Origin of the sequence: Salinivibrio sp. AR640, assembly GCF_001995405.1 — a bacterium.
Taxonomy (GTDB): domain Bacteria; phylum Pseudomonadota; class Gammaproteobacteria; order Enterobacterales; family Vibrionaceae; genus Salinivibrio; species Salinivibrio costicola.
In genome coordinates this window covers 20,455-46,630 of record NZ_MUFD01000004.1, presented here as the reverse complement: position 1 = coordinate 46,630, position 26,176 = coordinate 20,455, and the positions used below count along the sequence as shown (strand labels likewise).

General features: G+C 51.0%; 23 protein-coding genes. 15 read left to right on the top strand and 8 right to left on the bottom strand.

Going from position 1 to position 26,176, the window contains the following annotated elements; all coding sequences use genetic code 11:
- Nucleotides 1–32 precede the first annotated feature (32 nt).
- From BZG75_RS03610 to BZG75_RS03600, 3 genes are all read left to right on the top strand, one after another.
- Complete coding sequence (locus tag BZG75_RS03610; RefSeq protein ID WP_021024179.1) at nucleotides 33–1,049, top strand: Fe(3+) ABC transporter substrate-binding protein; 1,017 nt, start codon at nucleotides 33–35, stop codon at nucleotides 1,047–1,049.
- 63 nt (nucleotides 1,050–1,112) lie between these two features.
- On the top strand, nucleotides 1,113–2,744 hold the full coding sequence (locus BZG75_RS03605; protein ID WP_077459840.1) for an ABC transporter permease: 1,632 nt from the start codon (nucleotides 1,113–1,115) through the stop codon (nucleotides 2,742–2,744).
- Nucleotides 2,741–3,787, top strand: a complete 1,047-nt coding sequence (locus BZG75_RS03600) for an ABC transporter ATP-binding protein (protein WP_077576189.1) — start codon at nucleotides 2,741–2,743, stop codon at nucleotides 3,785–3,787. Before BZG75_RS03605 ends, BZG75_RS03600 begins: the two co-directional genes overlap by 4 nt.
- Nucleotides 3,788–3,848: 61 nt before the next feature.
- Here BZG75_RS03600 and BZG75_RS03595 read toward each other — a convergent pair whose 3' ends face one another.
- Nucleotides 3,849–4,454, bottom strand: coding sequence for a TetR/AcrR family transcriptional regulator (locus BZG75_RS03595; RefSeq protein ID WP_077459838.1), 606 nt, complete (start codon nucleotides 4,452–4,454; stop codon nucleotides 3,849–3,851).
- Nucleotides 4,455–4,801: 347 nt separating this feature from the next.
- Here BZG75_RS03595 and hpt point away from each other — a divergent pair, with 347 nt between their 5' ends.
- Complete coding sequence (gene hpt, locus BZG75_RS03590) at nucleotides 4,802–5,332, top strand: hypoxanthine phosphoribosyltransferase (RefSeq protein ID WP_021024183.1); 531 nt, start codon at nucleotides 4,802–4,804, stop codon at nucleotides 5,330–5,332.
- A 141-nt stretch (nucleotides 5,333–5,473) separates the two neighbouring features.
- On the opposite strand, the gene secF is transcribed toward hpt, so the two are convergent.
- The 4 genes from secF to can all read right to left on the bottom strand — a co-directional run bounded on the left by secF (nucleotide 5,474) and on the right by can (nucleotide 9,401).
- A complete protein-coding gene (gene secF / locus BZG75_RS03585; RefSeq protein WP_158009956.1) occupies nucleotides 5,474–6,364 on the bottom strand; it encodes a protein translocase subunit SecF in 891 nt (296 codons plus the stop codon).
- 12 nt (nucleotides 6,365–6,376) lie between these two features.
- Nucleotides 6,377–8,155 (bottom strand): protein translocase subunit SecD, encoded by a 1,779-nt coding sequence (secD, locus tag BZG75_RS03580; RefSeq protein ID WP_108742877.1) that lies wholly within the window; start codon nucleotides 8,153–8,155, stop codon nucleotides 6,377–6,379.
- A 106-nt stretch (nucleotides 8,156–8,261) separates the two neighbouring features.
- A complete protein-coding gene (locus BZG75_RS15275; protein ID WP_131825130.1) occupies nucleotides 8,262–8,597 on the bottom strand; it encodes a hypothetical protein in 336 nt (111 codons plus the stop codon).
- 129 nt (nucleotides 8,598–8,726) lie between these two features.
- Nucleotides 8,727–9,401, bottom strand: a complete 675-nt coding sequence (can, locus tag BZG75_RS03575; RefSeq protein ID WP_077459835.1) for a carbonate dehydratase — start codon at nucleotides 9,399–9,401, stop codon at nucleotides 8,727–8,729.
- A 212-nt stretch (nucleotides 9,402–9,613) separates the two neighbouring features.
- Here can and BZG75_RS03570 point away from each other — a divergent pair, with 212 nt between their 5' ends.
- The 3 genes from BZG75_RS03570 to BZG75_RS03560 all read left to right on the top strand — a co-directional run bounded on the left by BZG75_RS03570 (nucleotide 9,614) and on the right by BZG75_RS03560 (nucleotide 13,168).
- On the top strand, nucleotides 9,614–11,272 hold the full coding sequence (locus BZG75_RS03570; protein WP_021024188.1) for a SulP family inorganic anion transporter: 1,659 nt from the start codon (nucleotides 9,614–9,616) through the stop codon (nucleotides 11,270–11,272).
- A 205-nt stretch (nucleotides 11,273–11,477) separates the two neighbouring features.
- Entirely contained in the window at nucleotides 11,478–12,401 is a 924-nt protein-coding gene (locus BZG75_RS03565) for an ABC transporter ATP-binding protein (RefSeq protein ID WP_021024189.1), read from the top strand.
- Nucleotides 12,398–13,168 (top strand): ABC transporter permease, encoded by a 771-nt coding sequence (locus tag BZG75_RS03560; protein WP_077459834.1) that lies wholly within the window; start codon nucleotides 12,398–12,400, stop codon nucleotides 13,166–13,168. Before BZG75_RS03565 ends, BZG75_RS03560 begins: the two co-directional genes overlap by 4 nt.
- A gap of 84 nt (nucleotides 13,169–13,252) precedes the next feature.
- Here BZG75_RS03560 and mrcB read toward each other — a convergent pair whose 3' ends face one another.
- Both mrcB and hrpB read right to left on the bottom strand, forming a co-directional pair.
- Nucleotides 13,253–15,595, bottom strand: a complete 2,343-nt coding sequence (gene mrcB, locus BZG75_RS03555) for a penicillin-binding protein 1B (protein WP_077459833.1) — start codon at nucleotides 15,593–15,595, stop codon at nucleotides 13,253–13,255.
- Nucleotides 15,596–15,603: 8 nt separating this feature from the next.
- Nucleotides 15,604–18,057 (bottom strand): ATP-dependent helicase HrpB, encoded by a 2,454-nt coding sequence (hrpB, locus tag BZG75_RS03550; protein WP_077576188.1) that lies wholly within the window; start codon nucleotides 18,055–18,057, stop codon nucleotides 15,604–15,606.
- Nucleotides 18,058–18,122: 65 nt separating this feature from the next.
- Between hrpB and thpR the strand changes: the two genes are divergently transcribed.
- The 8 genes from thpR (at nucleotide 18,123) to panC (ending at nucleotide 24,771) form a co-directional block, all read left to right on the top strand.
- Nucleotides 18,123–18,674 carry an RNA 2',3'-cyclic phosphodiesterase gene (gene thpR, locus BZG75_RS03545; protein WP_077459831.1) on the top strand — a complete coding sequence of 184 codons (552 nt, stop codon included), beginning with the start codon at nucleotides 18,123–18,125 and terminating at the stop codon, nucleotides 18,672–18,674.
- A 19-nt stretch (nucleotides 18,675–18,693) separates the two neighbouring features.
- A complete protein-coding gene (gene sfsA, locus BZG75_RS03540) occupies nucleotides 18,694–19,416 on the top strand; it encodes a DNA/RNA nuclease SfsA (protein ID WP_077576186.1) in 723 nt (240 codons plus the stop codon).
- A gap of 123 nt (nucleotides 19,417–19,539) precedes the next feature.
- The gene (dksA, locus tag BZG75_RS03535; protein WP_021024195.1) at nucleotides 19,540–19,989 is read left to right on the top strand and encodes an RNA polymerase-binding protein DksA; all 450 of its coding nucleotides are present in this window, start codon (nucleotides 19,540–19,542) and stop codon (nucleotides 19,987–19,989) included.
- 197 nt (nucleotides 19,990–20,186) lie between these two features.
- Complete coding sequence (gene gluQRS / locus BZG75_RS03530; RefSeq protein WP_021024196.1) at nucleotides 20,187–21,071, top strand: tRNA glutamyl-Q(34) synthetase GluQRS; 885 nt, start codon at nucleotides 20,187–20,189, stop codon at nucleotides 21,069–21,071.
- A gap of 79 nt (nucleotides 21,072–21,150) precedes the next feature.
- On the top strand, nucleotides 21,151–22,548 hold the full coding sequence (gene pcnB, locus BZG75_RS03525) for a polynucleotide adenylyltransferase PcnB (protein ID WP_077576185.1): 1,398 nt from the start codon (nucleotides 21,151–21,153) through the stop codon (nucleotides 22,546–22,548).
- On the top strand, nucleotides 22,545–23,036 hold the full coding sequence (gene folK / locus BZG75_RS03520; RefSeq protein ID WP_021024198.1) for a 2-amino-4-hydroxy-6-hydroxymethyldihydropteridine diphosphokinase: 492 nt from the start codon (nucleotides 22,545–22,547) through the stop codon (nucleotides 23,034–23,036). Before pcnB ends, folK begins: the two co-directional genes overlap by 4 nt.
- A gap of 35 nt (nucleotides 23,037–23,071) precedes the next feature.
- Nucleotides 23,072–23,866: a 3-methyl-2-oxobutanoate hydroxymethyltransferase gene (gene panB, locus BZG75_RS03515; protein ID WP_077576184.1), complete on the top strand. Its 795-nt coding sequence runs from the start codon at nucleotides 23,072–23,074 to the stop codon at nucleotides 23,864–23,866.
- An 11-nt stretch (nucleotides 23,867–23,877) separates the two neighbouring features.
- Nucleotides 23,878–24,771, top strand: a complete 894-nt coding sequence (gene panC, locus BZG75_RS03510; RefSeq protein ID WP_077576183.1) for a pantoate--beta-alanine ligase — start codon at nucleotides 23,878–23,880, stop codon at nucleotides 24,769–24,771.
- Here the strand turns inward: panC and BZG75_RS03505 are convergent.
- On the bottom strand, nucleotides 24,768–26,027 hold the full coding sequence (locus BZG75_RS03505; RefSeq protein ID WP_077576182.1) for an HD-GYP domain-containing protein: 1,260 nt from the start codon (nucleotides 26,025–26,027) through the stop codon (nucleotides 24,768–24,770). The two genes, panC and BZG75_RS03505, sit on opposite strands and share 4 nt — an antisense overlap.
- Nucleotides 26,028–26,176: the final 149 nt, after the last annotated feature.

Genomic DNA, 26,176 nt, shown 5'->3' with positions numbered 1-26,176 from the left:
ATCATTTATCATCATATTTAAGGACTGTTACGATGAAAAAACTGCTGATTGCCTCGGCTGTGACGGCTAGCCTGCTAGGAACAAGTACTGCGTTCGCGGCTGAAGAAGTGAATGTCTACTCGTATCGCCAACCGTTTTTGATTGAACCCATGTTTGATGCGTTTACTGAAGAGACTGGCATCAAGGTAAACGTTAAGTTTGCTAAAAAAGGCATGGCAGAAAAGGTCAAGCAGGAAGGCGAATATAGCCCAGCAGATGTCCTTCTTACGGTTGATATTTCACGCCTTAAAGAGCTGTTAAACCAAGATGTGGTGCAAGCGGTTCAAAGCGATGTGATTGATAGCAATGTGCCTGAACAGTTTCGTGATAGTGAAGATAAGTGGGTAGCGCTGACAACGCGTGCACGTGCGGTATACTCTTCTCGGGAGCGAGTTGGCGAATTAGGTGACGATTTTGACTATCTTGACTTGGCAAAACCCGAATGGAAAGGCAAGATTTGTACCCGTTCAGGCAAACACCCTTATAATGTCTCTCTTGTGTCCGCTATCATTGAAAACCATGGTGAAGCGAAAGCCAAAGAATGGCTAGAAGGGGTTAAAGACAACCTCGCGCGTAAACCACAAGGTAACGATCGCGCGCAAGTAAAAGCGATTAAAGAAGGGCTCTGTGATGTGTCGCTAGGGAATAGCTATTACCTAGGTAAGATGCTAAACGATGAAGAGCAAACAGCGTGGGCGGAAGCGGTTTATCTAAATTATCCGGGCCAGAATACTCATGGGACACATGTCAATGTGAGTGGTATGGCGATGGCGAAGTACGCACCGAACCAAGAAAACGCGCTTAAACTTATGGAATTTTTAACGTCAGACAAAGCGCAGCATATGTATGCTGAGGTTAACTTCGAAGAGCCGGTGAAAGCGGGTGTCGAGAAGTCTGAGCTAGTGGCATCTTGGGGGGATTATAAGCACGACCCAATGCCGTTAGAGGCGATTGCTGATAACTATGCCCAATCAGTGAAGCTGTTGGATGAAGTTCAGTTCGACCTGTAAACCATCGCATAGGGGCGACGACCGCCCCTGTTGTCTTTCTCTGACGCCTTAATGTAGTAGGCCATGCGAGATAGATTACCCATTATAAAAACCAGCAGCTGGGGCCTAGCCCTGTTGCTGGTTTTGCCGATCTTAGCGATCTTTTACACCGCGGTTGGTGATACAGGTGATATTTTTCCTCACCTGTTCCAGACCGTGCTCCCTACCTATACCCTAAATACCAGTCTGTTAGTGGTTGGTGTGGTCGCGATTGCGATGATACTGGGTGTCCCGACAGCGTGGATGCTGGCGATGTATCAGGTACCTGGCAGCCGACAATTGCAATGGGCGATGGTCCTACCGCTGGCGATGCCCGGGTATATTATCGGTTATATCTATACGGACTGGTTTGATTATGCTGGGCCGTTGCAGCGCGCTTTACGGTATGCCTTTGAATGGCAAAGCGTGACCGATTATTGGTTCCCCGATATGCGCACGCTAACGGGGGCTTGCTTTGTCTTAGCGCTGGTGCTGTACCCTTATATTTACTTATTAACACGCGCTGCTTTTATGGAGCAAAGTGTGACCTTGACCCATTCTGCCCGCCTGTTGGGTTGCTCGCCACTTCAGAGTTTTCGCCGAATTTCTTTGCCGCTAGCCCGGCCCGCCATTGCCGTTGGCGCGTCGCTGGTGGCGATGGAGGCGTTGGGCGACTTTGGTACGGTCAATTATTTTGCCGTTAGCACACTGACCACGGCGGTCTATGATACTTGGTTGAGTTATTCAAGCTTAACGGCAGCAGCTAAAATATCCGCGATAATGCTGGTGGCGATTTTTCTTTTAATCAGTGCCGAGCGTTATGGACGACGTAAACAAGCCCAATTTAGTCCAAGCTCAAGCAGTGACGCAATCGAGAAAACGCCTTTGCGAGGCTGGCGTAAAGTAGGCGTAGTAGTCTGGTGCTGGAGCCTATTATCATTGGCTTTTATCTTACCGCTTTTACAGTTGGTGATGTACGCATGGCACTACTATGAAAAAAATGCCATCAGTGATTTCGCCGCGTTTAGCTATAACAGCTTTTATACCTCGACGTTGGCGGCTGTTATCGCGGTGGCTATTGCGTGGACGGTGAATGTCTATCGTCGCTTACGTGGTGATGGTATTAGTGTTGCGCCAATGCGTCTGGCATCTATGGGCTATGCGGTACCCGGCACCGTGCTCGCTATCGGGGTAATGCTGGTGCTTACGCGCGGTGATCATGTCATTAATGATGTTGCCACCGCCTATGGATGGGGCCGGCCAGGGCTGGTACTGTCAGGGACCATGGTCGCTTTGCTGGCAGCATTTGTAGTGCGCTTCAGTGCCGTTGCCATTGGTAGTATCGAATCAAGCATGGCCAAAATCCCCCCTTCGCTCGATATGGCGGCGCGAACCATGGGCTGCACAACCACAGGGGTCATTCGCCGCGTGCACCTGCCTTTAATTCGTCGTGGTACGCTTATTGCGATGTTGCTGGTGTTTATTGAGTCGATGAAAGAGCTTAATGCGGCTATTTTACTGCGTCCATTTAACTTTGAAACACTGGCCACCTATGTGTACAACTTTACCTCTGATGAACACTTAGAGTACGCCGCATTACCGGCAATTTTACTGGTAGTGGTTGGCTTAATTCCGCTTATCTTGATTAACCGGTCATTGGAGCAGAAATATCAATGAAGTGCGCCTTGTCGATTAAAAACCTGACCTGCAGCTATAACGGCACGCCTGTCTTAAAAGATTTATCGCTGCAAGTGGCACCTGGAGAGATTGTTTGCCTACTCGGTGCCAGTGGCTGCGGAAAAACCACCTTGTTAAAAGCAATGGCAGGTTTAATGCCGCTATCGGCAGGGACGCTATCGATTGGCTGTAAAGTCATGGATAATGAGCATCACTCTGTGCCACCTGAGCAGCGTAATATCGGTATGATCTTTCAAGATTATGCGCTTTTTCCGCACCTAACCGTTGCAGAGAATATCGGGTTTGGACTTTCACAGTTGGCCGCTCAAGCGCGAGCGGGCAAAGTGGCTGACATGCTTAAATTGGTCCATTTAACTGACCTTGGGGATCGTTATCCGCATCAATTATCCGGTGGTCAACAGCAACGGGTAGCGATTGCCCGTGCGCTTGCCTATGAACCCGATCTGTTATTACTGGATGAGCCTTTTTCTAACATTGACACCCAGGTACGCCACGACTTGATTGAAGAGATCCGGCGTATTTTTAAATCACAGGGTGTGACAGCGATTTTGGTGACCCACAGTCGCGAAGAAGCCTTTGCCTTTGCCGATAAATTGGCCGTAATGAATCAAGGTCTTATTGAACAGTTCGGTGATACCACAGAGGTCTATTATCAGCCTGCAAGCCGCTTTGTGGCAGACTTTCTTGGTCAAGGGTCTTATGTTCCTGTGACCGTGTCTGAGCAAGAGCAAATGCAGACGCCACTTGGCCCTTGGCCGCGTCCTGTACATTGTCATCCCGGCCCGCATTGGTGGTTACTCCGGCCACAATTTTTAAGTATTCGGGCAGACGAGCAGGGCGAGGGACAGGTCTTGTCACAGCAGTTTATGGGAGATAGCAGCCGCTACACCATTGATATTCATGGGCAGAAGTTGTCGGTTCACGCCCGAGAGCCGCTGTCGGTCGGAGAAAAAGTGCGTTTAAATATTCGTTCTCATGAGCCCGTTTTGTTCAATGATGGGCCGAGCTTTATCGATCCCTAACGCGCATGGATGACGCATTAAAAAGCCAACGTGACGTTGGCTTTCTATCGTGCCATGGCGTTTAGCCATGCTGGCATAATACATCAATGTAATGCTGGGCCATGGCATTAAGCGCCGCTTTATCGGGCTGTTGGTGGGCTTGTAAAAATAGCACATAGCAGACCCCTGCTAGCATGCTGGCGAGCTCTCTGGGTTGATGGCGATCTGTCATTTCGCCTTTTTCGATGCCACGTTTAAATACGTTCTCGAACTGATCAACCGCATCTCGACTGCCTTTGACAAAACGTGGCCAAATATCCTCGCGAATCGACGTACTCCACTCAAACCAGACTTTCATCCACGCTTTATCGGCGAGTGCGGTATCAATTATCTGTGATGTGATACAGTTTAATGCGCCGCGCATCGATTGATCTTGCTCGGTACACTCATTAATCAACGCAATAAAGTGCTTTTCGGTTTGTGCAAGGATTTCTTCCACAAGGTCTTCGCGCGTGGGAAAGTAGTTAAAGACGGTCGCGACGGAAACGTCCGCCATGTCTGCGATATCCGCGTGCCCAGCGCGGCCAATACCGCGTTTCGCAAAAACATCTAAACCACAAGTTAATAACTGCTCTTTACGTCTTTCCGGCGACAGTCGCGTCCTTGTTCTTTCATTTGATTGAGCCATCCTAAAACCTGCCAACTTATTTTTGGTTTGTACAAATTAATTATTGTTTGTGCTAACAATTTTCTTATTAGCGATATTGAGTTTATACCAGCTATTTATCGTCTGACAACGGGCGTAAAGCTGATCTGGGCCGTAAAACGGTAATTTTGTCTGCAAAAAAAGTCATTCATTATTAAAAAGACAGGCATGGATTATTTTTTCTTATCAATCAGTGTGATAGTTAACTAGTGTGCGGGTGCAAATGGCTGACAACCGGCGTGACTGGGATCCGCAATCGATTTAGTGCTAGACTATGCCACCTTTGTTAGTGACCCCCGCGATCGTGGGGACAAACCATCGGGGCAGATATGAAACACACCGTTGAAGTGATGATTTCAGAACAGGACGTACAGGCGCGAGTAAAAGCCCTGGGCGCCGAGATCAATGAGCATTATAAAGACTCAAACGACCTTGTTTTGGTCGGGTTGCTGCGCGGCTCGTTCGTCTTTATGGCTGATTTATGTCGCGCGATTGACTTGCCACATTCGGTCGACTTTATGACCGCATCAAGCTATGGCAATAGCATGGAAAGCACGCGTGACGTGCGCATTCTTAAAGATTTGGATGACGACATCAAAGGAAAGGACATTCTTTTGGTTGAAGACATCATTGATACCGGCAACACGCTCAGTAAAGTCTGCGAAATCTTATCGCTGCGTGAGCCAAACTCGGTACGTATTTGTACCCTGCTCGATAAACCCGAGCGCCGCGAAGTGAATGTGACAGTCGATTGGCTTGGCTTTACCATCCCGGATGAATTTGTTGTCGGGGTTGGGATTGATTACGCTCAGAAATATCGCCATTTGCCGTATATCGGTAAAGTGATCCCATTGGATTAATCTCCGCAGCGACGCGTAACGCCTGTCATCACAGAGTGGCCGGTGGTTATTACGATAAATGAAAAAACCGAGCGCTTGCTCGGTTTTTTTGTAGGCACTTTTTGTAGCGACTTTTGTAGGAAACATAGCGGGTTCGGTGGGTTAGCACGTCCCCTCATGCTCTGGCGCACGCTGATAATGCGAAGCCGATAGCCCCAGTATTTCTTGTAGGCAAGATGCGACGGCGACCGATGACCAAGTTCCAGTGAGCACCCCCACAAACAGCGTTAGGGCAAAGCCATACAGCGCATCGCCACCCAGTATCAACAAGCATCCGATGGTAAACAGCGTCGTCCCGGCAGTGATCAAGGTACGCGAGAAGGTCTCGCAGACCGCAATATTGGTGCTGATATAAACACATTGGTTCGGTTTGGCTCTTAGGACATCGCGCAGCCGGTCGCCGATCACAATCGAGTCATTGAGCGAGTAACCGATTACAGCTAGCAACCCGGCAATCACATTGAGATCCATGGGCACGGCGAGAATGGCGAGTAGCCCCAAGGTGAGGGTGACATCGTGTACCAGCGCGCCTATGGCTGCTAGGGCGAGTCGCCACTCAAAGCGAATCGCCAAATAAAGCATGATCGCCAACGAGGCAACCAGTAGGGCTAAGCCACCTTGTTCAAACAGGACCTGACCGACCTGAGGGCCGACTACGTCAGCTTGAATCAAACTCACTGGCATCGATAACGCAGTACTGATTTGTACCATCACCTGCTGAGGATCTTGCCATTGAGAGGTGTGGGGCAACACTAACTGCCACTGTCCCTGTGTGGTACTTGCCTTGAGCGTGGCCAGATCGCCAAACTGACTGTGCAGGGCTGGGATCAGCGTATCACTGCCAGCCAAGCTTGGTAGCGCGAAGTCAATCACGATACCGCCGGTAAAGTCGATGCCTAGGTTCAGGCCATAATGAGTAATCGCCCAGATGCTCATGGTCATTAGCAGCGCGGAGAGAGCGAAGCTGGTATAGCGGGCTTGGGTTAAGTTCATGGTATTCATTCCTTAAATGGTCACCGCGCGGCGGCGATCACGCCCCCAAATCGGATTGATGATGGCTCGGGTGCCAACAATGCCGGTTATCATGCTGGCGCACAGTCCCAGAATCAGAGTGGTGGCAAACCCTTGTAAGGGGCCAGAGCCGACGGCGTACAAACAGGCCGCAGAAATCAAGGTGGTGATATTGGCGTCAAAAATCGTGCTAAACGCCGCGCGATAGCCGGTATCAATGGCATTGGCTAGGCTTGCGCCCGCTCGCAAGCGATCGCGAATACGCTCAAAGATAAGCACATTGGTATCGACCGCCATGCCTACCGTGAGTACAAGGCCCGCGATGCCTGGCAACGTCAGCACAGCACCGGGCAGTAGCGCGAGAAGGCCGACTTGCATCATGAGGTTGGCAGTAAGCGACACAATCGCCACCCAGCCAAAACGGCGATACCAAAGCACCATAAAGATAGCCATGCCGATCATGCCGACAGCCAGTGCGGAAAAGCCTGCTTTAATATTCTCAGCACCTAAGGTGGGACCAATGGCGCGCTCTTCGACGATTTTAATGGGGGCGGTTAATGCGCCGGCACGCAATAGCATCGAGAGGTTACGCGCTTCTTCTGGGCTCGATAGCCCCGTGATCCGAAAGCGATCACTGAGCGCACTTTGGATGGTCGCTACGTTGATCACGCGCTCGTGAGCCACCAGATCGCCCTGCGCATTGGCTTGGTACTCGCGATAAACGGTCGCCATTGGATCGCCCAAGTGCCGACGAGTAAACGCAAGCATGGTCTCGCCACCTTGTTTATCCAGGCGAATGTCGACTTGAGGACGGCGCATCTCATCGACACTGGTGCGCGCATCAATAATATGTTCACCGCCTAAAATGGCATGGCGCGCGAGCGGGACGGCATTGCGCTGCGCATCGTAGAGTGGTTTGGGGCTGGTAGGATCGAGAGCATAGAATGCGAGTGAGGCGGTGGCACCAATCACGCTTTTGGCTTGCTTAGGATCATGCACGCCAGGTAGTTCGATACGAATATAGTCTTTGCCTTGACGCTGCACACTGGCTTCGGCCACGCCTAATGCGTCGATACGCTTGCGCAGAATATCAATATTCTGACGTACGGCTTGATGACGCATGGCCTCACGCTCGGTATCTGTCATTTGCCAGCGATGGGTGGCACTGCTAAAGCGCCATTGCGGATAATGCTCAGTAAACCAACCGCTCACTTTGGTACGATCAGCGGCATTTAACATCGGCAATTGCACCGTGGTTTTATCCTGCTGGTTGAGGCTCGCGGTCGGCGGCAAGCGCTGACTGTCTAACCAAAGATTGAGGCTTTGGAGCAAGGCGTCTGCTTGATGGGTCAGTGCTTGGTCGGTGTCGACCCACAGTAATAATTGGACGCCACCGCGCAGATCTAGCCCTAGCTTAACCGGCTCGGCGCCTAGGCGTGATAGCCACGCGGGCGCTGCGGATAAATAATCGAGAGTGATCTCCGCATCGGCACCTAGGGCGCCTTTTAATTGCTGTTGTACGTTCTGTTGCTGGCTAATATCGGGCGTGATTAAGGTGACATTCCCTTGCGAGTCATAACGTACCTCACTGACGGCCTCTGGATGGGCGTTTAGCCAGCCTTGCAGCGCGTGGTGAGAGTGATGAGACACGCTCACTACAGGATGATCGCCAAAAAAGCTCGGTAATGCCTGCATGGTGAGTACGATTAGCATCAGCACCAATACAGCATAGTGCCACAACGCATACCGATTAACGGGAGTTGCTTTATTCATTTTTTCTCCTTGGCTGTGCATCGTGCACAGCAAACCTCACATCGAGTGTGAACTCGATGTCGCTACTGGGGGATTAAGGCGCACAGGCCTTCAGGAAAGCGAACGATTAACGCGAATGAATAAAGCGATATTGCAGATTGTGTTCTCGCCAGCCTCCGAGGCGGGGGAACGAAAATGCAAGATATTGGCGGGAGAGATACACCCCAAGCACGCACAAAAAGGCGATGAGGTGCCAAGCAAGGCTAACGTGCGTGGGAGGAAAAAGGGTGGCTAAATGTGGCGGTTGGGGATCGTCATCCAATAAAGGGGCTGGCAGTGCAACGCTGGCTCTTGCGGTCGACAGTAGGGCCGGTGTGTGTTGTAGCGTATGAATTTGCTGATTTGGCTGCCACGGTGAAACATGAGATTTCGCCACGGCATTAGCGATCACTGCAAACAGCATCAGGCTCGCCATCAGCCACAAGAGGAGCAGAGAGCGATGCGTAGCGTGGGATGAAGGTGTGATCGGAGTCATGGTCGTGTTGTACGACGATTCACCACCGCGCACAAGCATTATAGCGTCAGCATTGTGTCAATTTTCATAGAGAGGATGTGTGGCCGCGCCGGGGACCAAATGGCTCATCGCCGCTTGATAGTGTATCTCTAACGATTCACGGCTGTTCGCTGTCATACCGAGATCGCGTAAGATCCCGTCAGTAGTGTCGTAAAACCAGCCATGGATATTGACATCTTGGCCTCGTTCCCAGGCGGCGCGTAAAATGGTGGAGTTGCCTAAATGATAAACCTGCTCAGCGACATTGATTTCACATAAACGATTACCACGCGCTTGGGGCGGCAATTGGCTCAGATAGCTTTTATGCTTAAGGTAAAGGTCGCGAATATGTAATAGCCAATTATTGATAAGACCCAGCTCGGGATTTTCAATCGCGGCATGCACCCCGCCACATCCGTAATGACCACAGACAATAATATGCTTGATTTGCAGCACATCAACGGCATATTGCACTACCGACAAGCAGTTTAAATCCGTGTGGATCACTTGGTTGGCGACATTGCGATGCACAAACAGCTCGCCAGAGTCTAATCCTGTTAGTCGCTCAGCAGGCACACGGCTATCGGCACAACCAATCCACAAATATTCCGGATGCTGCTCTTTCGCTAGGTCGGCAAAAAACTGGGGATCCGTATCACGAATGTCTTTTGACCAGGCTTTATTGTTGGCAAATAACGCTTTTATCTGGGCCATGCTCACTCAGTCTGTTGGCAAAGTTATCAATCGTCACTATACCGCACTCTTGAGGTGTGAAATATACTGAGATCAATATTCACATTTTTTTACATCGGTCGCGTCCAGCGGATCACGCTGTGACGCTTTCAACCACTGCTCGGATAGGTTAATACGAGAAAATTCGTATACTGTTCGCTCTATCATAATCTTAACGGCAGTCGAGGTAGTGCGTGTTTGATAAAGGACGATTTGCGCAGTTGTCATTAAAGGGGGATTTATTCGGCGGGGTGACCACCGCGATTATCTCATTACCACTGGCGCTCGCCTTTGGTGTTGCCTCCGGTGCTGGCGCTGAGGCCGGGTTATGGGGAGCGATTTTGGTGGGGCTGTTCGCGTCGCTATTTGGTGGCTCTTCGACGCTGATATCAGAGCCTACGGGGCCGATGACAGTCATTATGACCGCGGTACTCACCGCCATGATGTCGCGTTACCCCGAAGGTGGCCTTGCCATGGGCTTTACTGTGGTGATGATGGCGGGCGCGTTTCAAGTGCTGATTGGCAGTTTGCGGCTGGGCAAATACGTAACCTTGATGCCGTATAGCGTGGTGTCCGGTTTTATGTCGGGGATTGGCGTGATCTTGATTTTGCTCCAACTCGCACCATTATTAGGGCAAGCGGCACCGTCCGGCGGCGTCTTAGGCACCCTGACAGCGATACCGGATTTAGTGATCAATGCCGATATTAAAGAAGTTTTTCTTGGTGTGCTCACCTTGGGTATTTTGTTTTACTTTCCGGCCAAATATCGTCGTTTTATCCCGGCTCAACTTGTCGCCTTAGTCAGTATTACCTTGGTGTCGGTACTGCTTTTTGATGCCGAGAGCATCCGCCGTATTGGTGAGATCCCGACCGGTTTACCCTCGCTAGTAGTGCCTCATATCACCGCAGAGCATTTTACCACCATGGTCATTGATGCCCTGGTGCTGGGGACGTTAGGATGCATAGACACCTTACTGACCGCAGTGATTGCCGACTCGCTGACTCGCCAAGAACATAATTCCGACCGTGAATTGCGCGGCCAGGGCGTCGCCAATATGATTGCAGGCCTGTTTGGCGCACTGCCGGGGGCCGGTGCTACCATGGGCACTGTGGTCAATGTACAAGTCGGGGCGCGTTCACCGTTATCGGGGATATTCCGTGCCGCTATTTTAGCCGCAGTCGTGTTAGTGGCGGGGGCATTAACTGCGCCGATCCCAATGGCTGTGCTTGCCGGTATTGCGCTTTATGTCGGTTTTAATATTCTCGATTGGAGCTTTCTACATCGCGCGCACAAAATCAGCTTGCAGCAAACCGGTATCATGTACGGTGTGATGGCGTTGACTGTATTTGTTGATCTGATTGTCGCGGTGGGCCTGGGTGTCTTTATTGCTAACTTACTGGTGATCGAGCGATTAAGTCGCGAGCAGGCAAAACAGGTACGGGCCATCAGTGATGCGGAAGACGATGAAGTGCCGTTAAATGATGAAGAGCGTGCGCTTTTAGATGCCAGTAATGGTCACGTACTCTTTTTCTACTTGTCTGGCCCGATGATTTTCAGTGTCTCAAAGGCCATTGCCCGTCAGCACGCTCATATCCGTGAGTTTCGGGTGATGATCCTCGACTTAAGTGATGTGCCTATGCTGGACATGACGGTAGGGCTGGCATTGGAAAACGCAATCAAAGATGCGCGTGAAGCGAATTGCACGGTATTTTTACTTTGCCCGCATGATGAAACGCGAGAGCAACTTCAGCGCCTGCATATTGGCGATTGGGTGCGTGACGCGCACATCTTCACTTCGCGTAAGCCTGCACTCGAAGCGGCCAATCGATTAGTCGAAGTCATGCCTGCGTAAGCGTATTGACTGCCAAAGCGTATTTATTCTCAACGCGCATTTATTTCCAAAAGGCAAAGTCGCGACAGCATGGATCGTGGTTAATCGCCGCCCTCGGTGCGATTAACCCTTTTTTTGTGGCGGTGTTTCTCAGACCAATACCGGTTACCATAGCAACATTGATGCGTCAGACAGCATGATGCTGATTTTATCTTAACGGGAGCTTATGAAAGCAATTGAAATCAAGGATCTCGTCAAAACGTACGGGTCCAATGTGAAGGCATTGAAAGGCGTGTCGCTCTCGGTCGAGGAGGGCGATTTTTATGCGCTGCTAGGGCCAAATGGCGCGGGGAAATCCACTACTATTGGCATACTGAGTTCGCTGGTCAATAAAACCCAAGGGCAGGTCAGTATTTTTGGCTATGACTTGGACACCCAAAAGGTGGAGGCGAAAAAGCAAATTGGTCTGGTGCCACAAGAGTTCAACTTTAATCAGTTTGAGAAAGTGCAGCAAATTGTGGTGAACCAAGCTGGCTACTATGGGGTGCCGCGAGCGCAAGCTAAAGAGCGTGCGAAGAAATATCTCTCACAACTGGATTTGTGGGACAAGCGCCATGAGCCCGCGCGTAATTTATCGGGTGGAATGAAACGGCGGTTGATGATAGCCCGTGCCTTGATGCACGAGCCGCGTTTGCTGATCCTGGACGAGCCAACCGCAGGCGTCGATATTGAGCTGCGCCGTTCTATGTGGGACTTTTTAAGCCAGATTAATCGTCAAGGGATCACTATTATTCTCACCACCCATTATCTGGAAGAAGCCGAAACCCTGTGCCGTAATATTGGCATTATCAATCGGGGGCAGCTGGTCGAAGATACCTCGATGAAGGCGCTGTTATCGAAGTTAGATGCTGAGACCTTTATTCTCGACCTCCAACCTGGGCATCAGCTCAATGCGCTTGAGGGCGTGAACTGGCAGACCACTGACACCAATACCTTGGAGGTGGAAGTCAGCAAGTCAATGGGATTAACCCCGGTCTTTGAGCAGTTGTCACAACAGGGAGTGCAAGTATTATCCATGCGTAATAAGGCCAACCGTTTAGAAGAGTTGTTTGTCACCTTAATTCAGAAAAATGGGGAGGAGCACGCATGAATGCCTTGTATTGGATTGCATTTCGTACCCTCATTTATAAAGAAGTGGCGCGTTTTACTCGGATCTGGGTGCAAACCTTGGTCCCGCCCGCGATTACCATGAGCTTGTACTTTGTCATTTTCGGTAATTTGATTGGGTCGCGTATCGGCCAGATGGAAGGTTTCAGTTACATGGAGTATATCGTTCCTGGCTTAATCATGATGTCAGTGATTACTAACTCCTACTCCAATGTGGCGTCTTCCTTTTTTAGTGCCAAGTTTCAGCATAATATCGAGGAGCTGTTAGTCGCGCCTATCCCTAACTATGTGATTATTGCCGGTTATATTGGTGGAGGCATGTGCCGTGGCTTAGCGGTGGGGGCTTTAGTGACAATGACGTCCTTGTTCTTCGTGGATTTGCAAATCGCGCATCCATTTATCGTGGTCACCACGGTGACGCTGACCTCTGCCGTGTTTGCGTTAGGAGGCCTGATTAACGCCATTTTTGCCAAAACGTTTGACGATATCAGCCTGATCCCGACCTTTATACTGACCCCGCTAACGTATCTCGGTGGCGTGTTTTATTCGCTGTCGCTGTTGCCTGAGTTTTGGCAAGGGGTGTCTAAGCTGAACCCTATCGTGTATATGGTTAACGCGTTTCGCTATGGCTTTTTAGGGGTATCCGATGTGGGGATCATGACATCATTTGGGGTGCTGTTACTGTTTATTATCGGCTTATACGCGCTGGCTTGGCGCTTGATTTCTAAAGGTACCGGCTTGCGTAGCTAAATACCACACCGCCCCAGTCAGTATGGCTGGGGCGTTTTTTTGCTCGCTGTTTGGTATACAAACGCGTATCGAGTGGACAAGGTGTCAATTAAATAAACCTTTAAGCCAACCGACGGGATCCGGCTGGCGACATCGCTTGGCAAACTGGCCATTTATGTCCCATACGGGGAGCGACGTCTCACCGCGACAATTTAGCGCGTATTGGCTACCTTGTTGGCTGACCGCCACGGTGGTGATGTCGGCAGGCCAAGGGAGTGCCAAGGGTGTCGCGCCTCGACGGTTTAAATAATCATCATAAACACGTAAAGCACCAGAGGCCCCGGTGAGCCCTGTCGATTGATTATCATCGCGGCCCAACCACACCGTGGTAACTTCTTTGTCGTCGATACCGACGAACCAGCTATCACGGTTATCATCTGTTGTCCCCGTTTTGCCTGCGAGTGCTGCATGGCGATGACGTTGCTGCAAGAAACGCCCTGTTCCCTGTTTCACCACTTGCTTCATCGCATACAAGGTCAGCCAACCGGCTTGCTCAGGCACAACACGTTCCGCTTTGGGCCAGTTTTGATACAATCCTTGACCTTCTTTGGTAGTAACGGCCCTCAGAGCCGTTAATGGGGCCCTTTGCCCTGCATTGCCCAGTGTTTGGTAGACTTGAGTGACCTCAAATGGACTCATGCTAAATGCCCCCAGAAGCAGAGAGGGAACGCGTGGAATGGTGTCAGTTTTTGCCCCTAATTGACCAAAGGTGTTAACCACACTTTCTAACCCCAGTTGCATGCCGAGGTTGACCGTTGGCACGTTATAGGATTTTGCCAAGGCGGTCAGTAATGACACGGTGCCGCGGTATTGGCGATCATAGTTGCGAGGTTGCCAACTACTCCCTTGACTGCCTTCTAAACGAATGGGCTTATCGTCAATCTTACTGGTGAGCTGAAAGCGTTCAGGCTGATTTAATGCAGTCAAATAAACCGCAGGTTTGGCGAGTGAACCGATAGCACGTTTCGCATTTAAGGCACGGTTAAAGCCTGCAAAGCCCGGGCGAGCGCCACCCACCATGGCACGGACCTCGCCACTTCGTCTGTCTGCGATCACGGCGGCGGCTTCTAGTTGATTTCCTGCGCGATGTTTAAGCGCCTTCACCTTTTCGGTCACCGCACGCTCAATCGCTTGCTGTGACACAGGATCAAGGGTGGTGAAAATACGTAACCCAGCGCCAGCGGCATATTTATCACCGACTTTGTGACGGATTTCTTCTTTGAGTTGATCAAAGTAAGCCGGTTGAGGACGCGATAGGGTAGGCGTTTTTTGAATATCAAGCGGACGGCTGGCTGCCGCTTGGTAATCGGTGCTTGACAGTCGATTTTGCTCTAGCATCAGTCGTAGCACCAGATCGCGACGACTTTTCGCGCGTTCAGGGTGGCGGAACGGGTTGTAGTAGGAAGGCCCTTTTACCATCCCCACGAGCAGCGCCAGTTGGTCTACCCGTAACTCGCTAATCGGACGTCCAAAATAGAGTCGCGCGCCTAACGGAAAACCATGTACGGGTTCGCCGCGATTTTGTCCCAGATAGACTTCGTTAAAGTAGGCTTCTAACAGTTTATCCTTGCTGTAGCGAAAATCGAGGATCAATGCCATGTAGGCTTCTTGCGCTTTTCGCCACAAGGTGCGATCGCGGGTGAGAAAGAGGTTTTTAGCCAGCTGTTGCGTTAAGGTAGAGCCGCCTTGTACGGTACGACCGGCGCGAATGTTAGCCACGAGTGCGCGTAAGATCCCCGTGGGTGAAACGCCTTCATGGTGATAAAAATCTCGATCTTCTGTGGTGAGTAACGCCTCGACTAAAAACTCTGGGAAACGCTCTCGGGGTAAAAATAGGCGTTGCTCATTGATGCCAGACTCCATCATGCCCAGTAATTTCGGCTCGATGCGTAAAAGCCCTAGCGATTGGTTGGCGCTAACGTCAGTAATCTGGTTGACTTGATTATCGCCAAAGCTCAGCATCGCATGTCGTGCGGGCGCCGGGCCATCTTCAAAATCAAACGGACGACGAATGATTTCAAGCCGTGTTTGTGAGGCCGAATACTCACCAGGACGCTTCGGCGTGCGTACTTTTTGGTAATTCAGCGCATCCAATTGCTGACGCAGTTGAAGGAGTGATACATCGCTACCTGGTGAGAGGTTAATCACTCGGCCATATACCACGCCCGGAAGCTGCCAAATTTGGCCGCTACTAAAACGGTCTTGTATCTTACCATCCAGATAAATACCGAGCATGACAACGGCGGCGATTCCCACCAGGCTGCACTTCAATCCGAGGCTTAACAAGCGTTTGCTCCAGCTCGGTTTGGCGGCGGCTTTGTTCGGCTGACGCTTCGGTGATGAACGTTTTTTATTGCTCGCGTGTGAACGTGTTTTTTTATCGGCCATACAATCGATTAACTCTGGTTAAAATGGCGTTTGGTTTGACGCGTTGGCGCATGGTTAGCCGGATCATCCGGCCAAAGGTGCTTAGGGTAGCGCCCTTTCATTTCCTTTTGCACCTCTTTATAACTCCCTTGCCAAAAGCCGGCGAGATCTTGGGTAATTTGTAATGGACGTCCGGCGGGAGAGAGCAGCTCAACTTGCACGGCAACGTGGCCGTTGGCGAGCATTGGAGTTTGTGCCTGTCCATACATTTCTTGCATTTTCACGGCCAGTACCGGTGCACTGTCCGGGGTATAACGCAGTGGATAACGCGACCCGGTTGGCACTGTTATATGTGTGGGCAGTGCCGCATTTAATTGCTTGGTCACCGCAAAGCCGAACCAGGCTTCCAACACGGGTTTGAGATCCAATTGCTGGAGCGCTTGCCAGCGTGACATGTCATGAATAAAAGGGGCCAGCCAGGTATCGAGCGAAGCGAGTAAGTCTGCATCGCTGAGTGACGGCAGCGCAATATCCAATCCCCATGCTTGGGCGCAGCGTGCACGCGTTAGCAAGGACTGGCTGGGGCTCTGCCAATTCAATGCATCAATGCCTTTTTGGCGAACGGCATCCAATAGCCCTTGTGTTTGCTGCTCGGCACTCAGCGTGTCGAGCGGTTCGCAAGCGAGGACTAATTCGCCCAAACATTGCTGCTTTTCTGCTTTCAGCGTGCCACGTTTATCATCCCATGCGACCACATCGCGATGGCTAAATAAATCGGGACGCGCATCTTGAAGCGCAGTCAGTGAGATAGCAATCGCACTATAGGCCCGACTGTCCCCCTGATCACCGGCCATTACATCACAGATGACGATGGCGTCGGCGCGGCTGAGTGGGTCTTGGCTGTCCAAGATGACGCCGTGGCCATTGGCCATCATAAAGCGGCCCGATTTTCCGCGTGCCAGTGCGATTCTATCTGGCCAAATGTTAGCGGCCAGTAGCGGCAGCAGGGTATCATCGAACTGAGGTTGCAAGGCAATGCCAACACTACGGGCTAGTGACTGTGCGCGGTGCTGATAGTCTTTGTAGGACATCGCTACGCGCAATTGGTCGATAAGTGCCAGTGAGGCCCCCGAGGTCATGGGTTTTTCGGCCCACGCCGCCAGCCAGCACGCGGTGGATAGCGTCGAGGTATCGGCTTTTTCAACGCGTGCCAACATGGCGGCAGTACGAGGGCTGGCTGCCAAGTGGCTTGCGCGTTGCCCCAAGGTGGTTAATCCGTGGCGTGCATCAATCAGCCCTAATTGTGTCAGTCTTAGACAGGCGGCTTGCCAATGTTTGGTGGGCGGTACGTCAAGCCAATGTAAATCTTTGACGTCGCAGCCCCACTGGATCACATTGAGGGCAAGATCGGTTAAATCTTCACGCAAAATAGGCGCAGTCGGTGCAACTGGTAAGCGCTGAAATTGCTCTTCACTATAAAGCCGTAAGCAGTGTCCATGTGCGAGGCGACCTGCGCGGCCCGCTCGTTGGATCGCAGCACTGCGCGTGACTTGTCTTGTCACCAGCTTATCAAGGCCCGTTTGCGCTTGATGCATGATCATGCGCTCAAGCCCCGCATCAATCACCAGCTGGATCCCTTCAATGGTTAAGCTGGTCTCAGCAATGTTGGTGGTGAGTACTAACTTGCGCATGCCAGCCGGTGCGGGATAAATAGCCGCTTGCTGGGCTGAAATATCAAGGCTGCCGTGGAGTAAGTGGAGATCCATGTCATTAGCAAGGCGCCCTTTAATGGCCTCATGAACCTGTCGAATTGCGCCCATACCGGGAAGAAAAAGCAGTGCCGAGCCGCTGTGCTGAGCCATAAAATCCAAGCTCGCACTGGCAACAGCACTTGCCCACGGTGTGTGCCGTGAAAGCGGCTGATACTGATAATGAATCGGGAAACTGCGCCCCTCAGTGGCGAGTGTGAGTGCGTTGGGCAAATACTGACATAAGGCTTGATTATCTAGGGTGGCGGACATGACGACCAAGCGCAGATCGTCACGTAACCCTGCTTGGCAATCTAAGCTTAATGCGAGGGCAAGATCAGCATGTAGACTGCGTTCGTGAAACTCGTCGAATAAAATCAGGCTCACACCGTCGAGCATGGGATCAGTTTGCAGTAAGCGGGTCATCACCCCCTCGGTCACGACTTCTAATCGTGTGTTAGCACTGACTTTTGTCTCGCCACGCATTCTTAACCCTACCGTTTGGCCGATAGGCTCATTCAAATGATGGGCGAGGAAGCGGGCAATATTGCGCGCCGCAAGCCGACGCGGCTCCAGCAACACGATTTTTCCCTCTCGCGTTGTCTGCTCAAGCAGCGCGAGTGGCAAGCGTGTTGATTTCCCGGCACCCGGTGGCGCGGAGACGATGATCTGTGGATGCGTTGATAGCCCGGCGATAAGGTCAGGAATCACGGTATCAATCGGAAGCTGAGACAAGAATTTGCCCTTTGTGTCAGAATCAAAGCCGCTATTTTAACGGACTGAGTGTAAAAGGAGAGCCCATGCGACTATTTTTCGCATTAGGTTTGGACGAGAAAACCAATCAAACCGCTCGGGAGCAACTTGTTCGCTACAACCGTCATCTTTGTGGTGAGGGGCGCGCGGTGCCCGAACAGAACTTACATCTCACCTTGGCGTTTTTGGGGGAGGTCCCTGATACCAAGCTCCCTGCGCTCCAAACCGCGGCAAGTAACCTGGCTCTGCCTGCGTTTTCTCTCACTACCTCAGGTGTTGAAGTATGGGAGCAGCCGAAAATTGCGTGTGTGACGTTCAACCAACCCCCGCCGGAATTGTTTGATCTAGCCCATCACTTACAAACCTTACCTGTTTGGCACGCTAACGCGGACAGTCATGCGTTTACTCCGCATATTACCTTGCGTCGTGGCGTTAAGCATCAACAAGCCTTACACCTGCCACCTTTGCCAACACAGACATTTGCCTGTCAACGCTTTGGCTTATATGCTTCGTCTTCCTCCGCGTCGGATGAATCGATACCGCGAGACAATGAGGGGCGGGCGTTATACCAATGCCTGCATCAATTCAGCCTTTGTTAATCATCAGCAGGAACGGAAGATGCAGTTTTCCCCACCACTAGCGTCGGCAACCTTAGTACGTCGTTATAAACGGTTTTTGACCGATGTGACCTTAGACAATGGCGAGCGCCTGACCATCCATTGTGCCAATACTGGCGCAATGACCGGGTGTGCAACGCCCGGAGATACTGTGTGGTACTCGACGTCAAATAATCCGAAGCGTAAGTATCCACACAGTTGGGAGCTCAATCATACTCAGCAGGGAGATTGGATTTGCGTGAACACCACGCGTGCCAATACCTTGGCCGTTGAAGCGGTGCAAGCTGACCGTATTCCTGAACTAGCCGGTTATGCACAATTACAGACAGAAGTACGCTATGGCAGTGAAAATAGCCGTATTGATTTGCTGTTACGTGACGATGACAAACCCGACTGCTATATAGAAGTAAAGAGTGTCACTTTATTAGAGGGTGATGGTTGGGGCGCATTCCCTGATGCTGTCTCGACGCGAGGACAAAAACACCTCCGTGAGCTGATTGCGATGGTCGAACAAGGACACCGCGCGGTTTTATTGTTTGTTGTTTTGCATTCGGGGATTGAAAAAGTCACAGGTGCCCCCCATATCGACCCGGATTATAACCAGCTGCTTAATTATGCGCTGGCCTCGGGGGTTGAAGTCATTTGCTATCAAGCTCAGGTGTCAGCGAGTGAGCTAAATCTGGTTAATTCCGTACCTTTTGTTGCTCACACAACAAAAGTGTAAGCATGTTCACATTGGGCGTTGCGGGGCATAAATCAAAGATTGCCACCCTAAAGGCTTTCTGCTATAGATAGCGCCCTCATTTGACAGACACGTGTCATGTCAAGGTTTTTTAGGAGAAGCTGAATGCCAGAAAGCAAAGAAAAGAAATCGCTGGGCATCCTGGCCTTAGCTGGATTAGAGCCATACCAGGAGAAACCTGGAGAGGAATATATGGGCGAGCCACAGCTCGAGCATTTCCGTAAAATCCTCAATGCATGGCGTAATCAGCTCAGGGAAGAAGTCGACCGCACCATGAATCATATGAAAGATGAGGCGGCAAATTTCCCCGATCCTGTCGATCGTGCGGCGCAGGAAGAGGAATTTAACCTAGAGTTACGTAACCGAGATCGTGAGCGTAAGCTGATCAAGAAAATTGATAAGACACTCCAGCGTATCGAAGACGATGATTTTGGCTTTTGCGACTCATGTGGCATCGAGATTGGCGTTCGTCGCTTAGAAGCGCGTCCAACCGCCGAGCTATGTATTGATTGTAAAACACTCGCTGAGCTGAAAGAAAAGCAAATGGCGGGATAATCATCACTGAGGGAGTTGCGCGCAAAAATATCGCGGGCGGCTATCATCCCACAAAATAGTAATCACCCCATAAAACAAAAGGGAGCTTCGGCTCCCTTTTTGTGTTTGTAGACGCTTGTGTTCATGCAAGATCCCCGTACAATTTGCGCTATTCATTATCCGCCCATGGCGCTGAGACCCGAGTTCATTCGTTTATCATGACATCGCACGCTGCTTATATCGGTCGTTTTGCGCCGTCGCCATCAGGGCCTTTACACTTTGGCTCATTGGTGGCTGCGCTGGGCTCTTATTTAGATGCTCGCGCCCATCATGGCCGATGGCTGGTACGGATTGAAGATATCGATCCGCCACGAGAAAAGCCGGGCGCGGCTAGTGAGATTCTGCGCACGCTTGAGGCGTACGGCCTATATTGGGATGGTGCGGTTCGTTATCAAAGCCAGCATCTAGGTGACTATCAGGCGCAAATTGATGCTTGGCTCGCGTCAGGACGCGCGTATTATTGCACGTGTACACGGCGTCAAATTAAACAGGCAGGTGGCGTCTATCCAGGTTGGTGCCGAGATAAAAACAAAGCGGCTGAACACGCTGCGGTGAGGCTAAAAAGTCCGGTTGAAGTGTTAGCGTTTAACGATCGACTGCATGGTTCGTTGCCTCTTGATCAGCAATTGGCTAACGAAGACTTTATCATTAAGCGCCGAGATGGGCTCTATGCGTATAATCTTGCCGTCGTGTTAGACGATATTGACCAAGGGGTCACAGACATTGTCCGAGGGGCGGATTTAATTGTTCCAACGGGACGCCATATTGGATTATATCGTCTGTTAGGCGCGCGACTGCCGCACTACCTGCACCTCCCGTTAGCATTAAACGCGGAGGGGCAAAAACTATCGAAACAAAATCGTGCGCCAGCTATTGATAATCAAGCCCCGCTGCCTGCGTTACGTGCAGCGATGCGGTTTCTTGGTTTACACGCAGTCGCAGAAGAAAAGGTGGCAACGCCTACTGAATTACTAAATCTTGCGGTCAATACGTGGTCGTTGACGCACTTACCCAAACAAACGGAAGTGACGACAGCATTCTAAAATGGCCCACCCTGATATATTATATGCCGCTGTTTCATGGCCCGAACAATTAAATATGAGGTGAGCTATCTTTAATCGAGTGACCAGCTTTTGCCGTAAGGTTCTGAATCGTGATGGTAAAACACGAGCAATTGAGGATCTTAAGTTGGAAGTTATCCCCCGCAAAGCACACGGCATTTCGCGCAAAGGTATCAGCGAAAATGCGCTGAAAGTGCTCTATCGCCTGCATAAAGCGGGCTATGAAGCGTACCTCGTTGGCGGAGGGGTGCGCGATCTGCTATTGGATCGCGAACCCAAAGACTTTGATATCGCCACCAATGCCACACCGGATGAGGTGCGAAAGTTATTCCGTAATTGTCGTCTGATTGGCCGCCGTTTTCGCCTTGCCCATATTTTGTTTGGACGAGATGTGATTGAAGTGGCAACCTTTCGAGGTCATCACGGTAAAAGCGAGCCAGACAAAAAAGACAAGCAAACAGCACGTTCTGAAGACGGTATGCTGCTGCGCGATAATGTCTACGGCACCATTGATGAAGATGCGCAGCGCCGCGACTTCACCATTAATGGACTGTATTACAACATTGCTGACTTCTCTATTCGTGATTATGCCGGTGGACTGGACGATCTAAACAATCGCATTGTTCGCCTGATCGGGGACCCAGAAACGCGCTATCGAGAAGATCCGGTACGTATGCTTCGAGCCGTGCGTTTTGCGGTGAAGCTGGACATGACCATTAATGATGCAACCGCGGCACCGATGGTTGAGTTGGCGCCCTTATTACAAGACATTCCCGCGGCACGTATGTTTGAAGAAAGCTTAAAGCTGCTGCAAGCGGGACAGGGGCTTGCAACCTACCAAATGCTGCGTGAGTACAACTTATTTCAGCAGCTTTTCCCTGCGGTCGCGGCCCACTTTACTGAAGCGCAAACCAGTCAAACTGAACAAATGCTTGAGCAGGTGTTACGTTCAACGGATAAACGCGTTGCTAACGATCAGCGCATCAATCCCGCTTTCTTATTTGCGGCGATGCTTTGGTATCCCTTGGTGACACGTGCTGAAGAAATGGCGTTTGAAAGTGGTTTAAGTTACTACGATGCCTTTATGGTAGCGGCGAGTGATATTGTTGACGAACAAGTAAAAACCGTTGCCATCCCTCGTCGTTTTACCGCGATGGTGCGAGAAGTCTGGCAATTACAAATGCGCATGACCCGTCGTACGGGAGCGCGCGCATTCAAAACGTTGGAAGAGAAAAAATTCCGCGCGGCGTTTGATTTGCTAGAAATGCGCGGTGCGGTAGAAGGTGATGACACGGAAGCATTGTGTGCGTGGTGGCGAGACTTTCAACGCGCCGATCAGGGTGGGCGTCAAAAAATGGTGCGTGCGATCAACAAGGTTAGCAACACGCGCTCCCCTAAATCACGCCGCCGTAAAGGGCCGCCGCGTCGGCGCAAACCGCAGTCGAACTCAGACGCATGAACCGAGTGTATATAGCGATCGGCAGTAACCTAGGTGAGCCGATAAAAAAAGCACAACAGGCGATTGCGGCACTAAAAACACTGCCGCAAAGTTCTTGGGTGGCCGTGTCTTCTCTTTATACCAGTCGGCCAATGGGGCCAGCGGATCAGCCTGATTATGTCAATGCAGTGGCTGCGCTGGACACCCACCTTGACCCTCTGACACTATTGGATGCCACGCAAGCGATTGAGCTTGATTATGGCAGGGAACGCAAAGCAGAACGTTGGGGCCCAAGAACCTTAGATCTCGACATTTTGCTTTATGGTGACCGTGTTATCGAGCATCCACGACTGACGGTGCCACATTACGGCATGAAAGTACGTGAGTTCGTGCTTTATCCACTTGCCGACATCGCCCCCGACTTGTGCTTGCCGGATGGCAGTACGCTCGCCGCGTGCCTGACGCGCGTGGATCGTAACGGTTTAACCCGTATCTGCGATCACGCTTAATCGGTGGGCCCCAGTTTCAGGCTTTGGGAGACACAATGAAAAAAATCACAATTACTGATCTGCTCACATGGAAGCAACAAGGACAAAAGTTTGCATCCCTTACCGCCTATGATGCGAGCTTTGCTCAGCTGTTCGAGCAACAGGATGTCCCTGTTTTGCTGGTGGGCGACTCCTTAGGTATGGTACTACAAGGGAAAAGCGATACCTTATCCGTATCCGTTGCCGATTTGGCCTATCATACGCGTTGCGTGCGTGCAGGCAGCCCGAATAGCTTGTTAATGGCCGATATGCCATTTATGAGCTGTACAACCCCCGAGCAGGCGTGTACGAATGCCGCTGAATTGATGAAAGCGGGCGCCAACATGGTCAAAATTGAGGGCGGTGCCTGGTTAGCACCAACCGTAAAAATGTTGACTGAACGTGCGGTGCCGGTTTGCGCGCACCTGGGCCTGACACCGCAATCGGTGAATATCTTCGGCGGCTTTCGGGTGCAAGGGCGTGACGATGAAAAAGCCGAACAGATGGTGGCCGACGCCGTTGCACTAGAGCAGGCAGGTGCACAAATCATCCTACTTGAGTGCGTGCCAGCGTCACTCGCCAAGCGGATTACCGACACCGTCTCGGTACCTGTCATCGGTATTGGAGCCGGCAGTGACACCGATGGTCAGATTTTGGTCATGCACGATATGCTTGGCGTATCGGCTAACTATATGCCCAAATTCTCGAAAAACTATTTGGCAGAAACAGGTGATGCCCGCGAAGCGGTGGCCAAGTACGTGCAAGAAGTGGCGAGCGGCGAATTTCCCGGTCCCGCCCACACGTTTAAATAGAGAGACCGAGTATGCAGATAATTTCTGAGGTTGCGCCACTGCGCGATCACGTCGGCCAGTGGCAAAAAGCGGCCAAGCGTATTGCGTTTGTGCCCACCATGGGAAACTTACATCAAGGCCACTTAACCTTAGTCCGCAAAGCCCGAGAGCAGGGAGATGTGGTGGTGGTTAGTATATTTGTTAATCCCATGCAATTTGATCGCGCTGACGATTTAGCTAACTACCCGCGCACCTTGGATGATGACTTAACCAAGTTGCGTGAAGAAGGCGTCGATCTTGTCTTTACGCCAAGCGCGGATACCCTCTATCCTCACGGCCTTGAGGCACATACAGCGGTTGAGGTACCAAAACTCTCATCCATGCTAGAGGGCGCATCTCGTCCGGGCCATTTTCGTGGTGTCGCGACCGTGGTGACTAAGCTATTCAACCTCGTGCAGCCTAATGTAGCGTGTTTTGGGGAAAAAGATTTCCAGCAGCTTGCTGTCATCCGCAAAATGGTGACAGATATGGCGATGCCGATTGATATTATTGGTGTGCCAACCGTGCGTGAAAGCGATGGCTTAGCCATGAGCTCTCGCAATAACAATTTAACCGTGGATGAGCGCCAGCGTGCCCCTGTGCTCGCAAAAACGATGCGTTGGATGAGTGCGCAAATGCGTAATGGACGGCGTGATCTGGATGATCTGATTGAGGATGCGCACGATCAGCTGCGTGCTGCGGGTCTTCAGCCCGACGAGTTCTACATCCGCGATGCTGACTCGCTAGGAACGATCACTGATAATAGCCGCCAAGCGGTTATTTTGGTGGCCGCCTACCTCGGTACCACACGCTTGATTGATAACTTCATGGTCGATTTACAGCGTGCGGCGGAAAAAGCGGACAAGACAGAGACCGCGAACCACTAACTGTCTGCATCCATAAAGTACGAAATACGTGTCCTTGGTTTTAAGTACGCTTTCACCTCCTCTGGGAGTTTAGAGATAGGCACGGCTGTGTCTATCTCTAGTTCACTATCACGCATGTCAATAATGGTCGCTTGATCCGACGGAATGTCGGGATCATAAATCATCACATTAGGTTTGAGCAGTGCGGTGCTGTTAACTGAAATAATAATACCGACGTCCTCATTAGAGAGCTTGACTACTGTACCGGGTGGGTAGACGCCCATCATCTTGACGAATAATGCTAGCAGACGCGGATTAAACTTCGCTTTATTCTCTTTAAACAAGTGAGACAAAGCCGCAAAGGGCATACGAGCGGGCGCACCAAACTGTGGGCGGCATAAGCGATCGAAAAAGTTAACCATGCCAACAATCTGCGCAGACTCCTCAATCTCATCACCATTCAGACCTTTTGGAAACCCACTGCCATCGGCAAATTCATGATGTTGAGCAATGATAGCCTCGACTTCGGGCGTGCATTCGTCCATCTCTGCTACTAATTCCGCGCCATAGTTCACGTGCTGACGGTAGTAGTTCATTTCAGGGTCGGTTAAACGCTCTTTTTTACGGACAATCGCAGAGGGGACTTTTTTGGTCCCAATGTCATGCAATATCGCGCCTGTCATGAGGGAGCGAATCTGATCGTTGTTATAGCCATGACTGCGTGCCACCATTAAAGCTAAGACGGCAACGTTTAGCGAGTGTGCATACATATCTTCCGCCAATGTCGGATCATCCATCAGATGCAAGGTGACATTCGATTCACTGCCAAATAGCATCATACTATCAACCAGCATACGAACATCCTCGTTGGCTGCCTGAGGGCGGTTTGAGGCTTTCATATTGATAGCACGTAGTTGTGCCATTGAACGCTGATAGTGTTTCTGTACTTTTTGGATCCGAGCATGAAAGCGACGCTGTTCTTCTATGCGCTGTTGTTTTTCTCGCTCCATTGCCTCTTTGTCTCGGCTGACCGCGTTTGGGTCAATTTCATCTGGATTTTCTTTTTTTTCTGCCAGCGCAGGCAAGGGCGCGGCGGTACTTTTATCTGGATAGTAATAAACAAAGCTCGTGGGTAGAGAGCGTATCAGCTTAGCTTGGGCGTCACTCTCGATTTGAAAGCGGTTGAGCATAAAAGGGTGCTCACGCCACTTTAAAGGGAGTTTGATATAAATACCGGCTTGGAGTCTGTCTGTAGACAGTTTGATGCTAGCTGACATGTGGATACGGCACTCGTTCCATGAGATGAGAAATCATGAGAAGAAAGAATTAGCACATAGATTAGCATAAAAAAAGCCCCACTCGAGAGAGTAGGGCTATTTCTAATATGGTGCCCGGAGGCGGAATAGATCGCGGCCTGCAAGGTCAC

Coding starts and splice junctions, on each gene's coding strand:
- BZG75_RS03610 (WP_021024179.1), top strand. CDS start 33: ATGAAAAAACTGCTGATTGCCTCGGCTGTGACGGCTAGCCTGCTAGGA.
- BZG75_RS03605 (WP_077459840.1), top strand. CDS start 1,113: ATGCGAGATAGATTACCCATTATAAAAACCAGCAGCTGGGGCCTAGCC.
- BZG75_RS03600 (WP_077576189.1), top strand. CDS start 2,741: ATGAAGTGCGCCTTGTCGATTAAAAACCTGACCTGCAGCTATAACGGC.
- BZG75_RS03595 (WP_077459838.1), bottom strand. CDS start 4,454: ATGGCTCAATCAAATGAAAGAACAAGGACGCGACTGTCGCCGGAAAGA.
- hpt (WP_021024183.1), top strand. CDS start 4,802: ATGAAACACACCGTTGAAGTGATGATTTCAGAACAGGACGTACAGGCG.
- secF (WP_158009956.1), bottom strand. CDS start 6,364: ATGAACTTAACCCAAGCCCGCTATACCAGCTTCGCTCTCTCCGCGCTG.
- secD (WP_108742877.1), bottom strand. CDS start 8,155: ATGAATAAAGCAACTCCCGTTAATCGGTATGCGTTGTGGCACTATGCT.
- BZG75_RS15275 (WP_131825130.1), bottom strand. CDS start 8,597: ATGCTGTTTGCAGTGATCGCTAATGCCGTGGCGAAATCTCATGTTTCA.
- can (WP_077459835.1), bottom strand. CDS start 9,401: ATGGCCCAGATAAAAGCGTTATTTGCCAACAATAAAGCCTGGTCAAAA.
- BZG75_RS03565 (WP_021024189.1), top strand. CDS start 11,478: ATGAAAGCAATTGAAATCAAGGATCTCGTCAAAACGTACGGGTCCAAT.
- BZG75_RS03560 (WP_077459834.1), top strand. CDS start 12,398: ATGAATGCCTTGTATTGGATTGCATTTCGTACCCTCATTTATAAAGAA.
- mrcB (WP_077459833.1), bottom strand. CDS start 15,595: ATGGCCGATAAAAAAACACGTTCACACGCGAGCAATAAAAAACGTTCA.
- thpR (WP_077459831.1), top strand. CDS start 18,123: ATGCGACTATTTTTCGCATTAGGTTTGGACGAGAAAACCAATCAAACC.
- sfsA (WP_077576186.1), top strand. CDS start 18,694: ATGCAGTTTTCCCCACCACTAGCGTCGGCAACCTTAGTACGTCGTTAT.
- dksA (WP_021024195.1), top strand. CDS start 19,540: ATGCCAGAAAGCAAAGAAAAGAAATCGCTGGGCATCCTGGCCTTAGCT.
- gluQRS (WP_021024196.1), top strand. CDS start 20,187: ATGACATCGCACGCTGCTTATATCGGTCGTTTTGCGCCGTCGCCATCA.
- folK (WP_021024198.1), top strand. CDS start 22,545: ATGAACCGAGTGTATATAGCGATCGGCAGTAACCTAGGTGAGCCGATA.
- panB (WP_077576184.1), top strand. CDS start 23,072: ATGAAAAAAATCACAATTACTGATCTGCTCACATGGAAGCAACAAGGA.
- panC (WP_077576183.1), top strand. CDS start 23,878: ATGCAGATAATTTCTGAGGTTGCGCCACTGCGCGATCACGTCGGCCAG.
- BZG75_RS03505 (WP_077576182.1), bottom strand. CDS start 26,027: ATGTCAGCTAGCATCAAACTGTCTACAGACAGACTCCAAGCCGGTATT.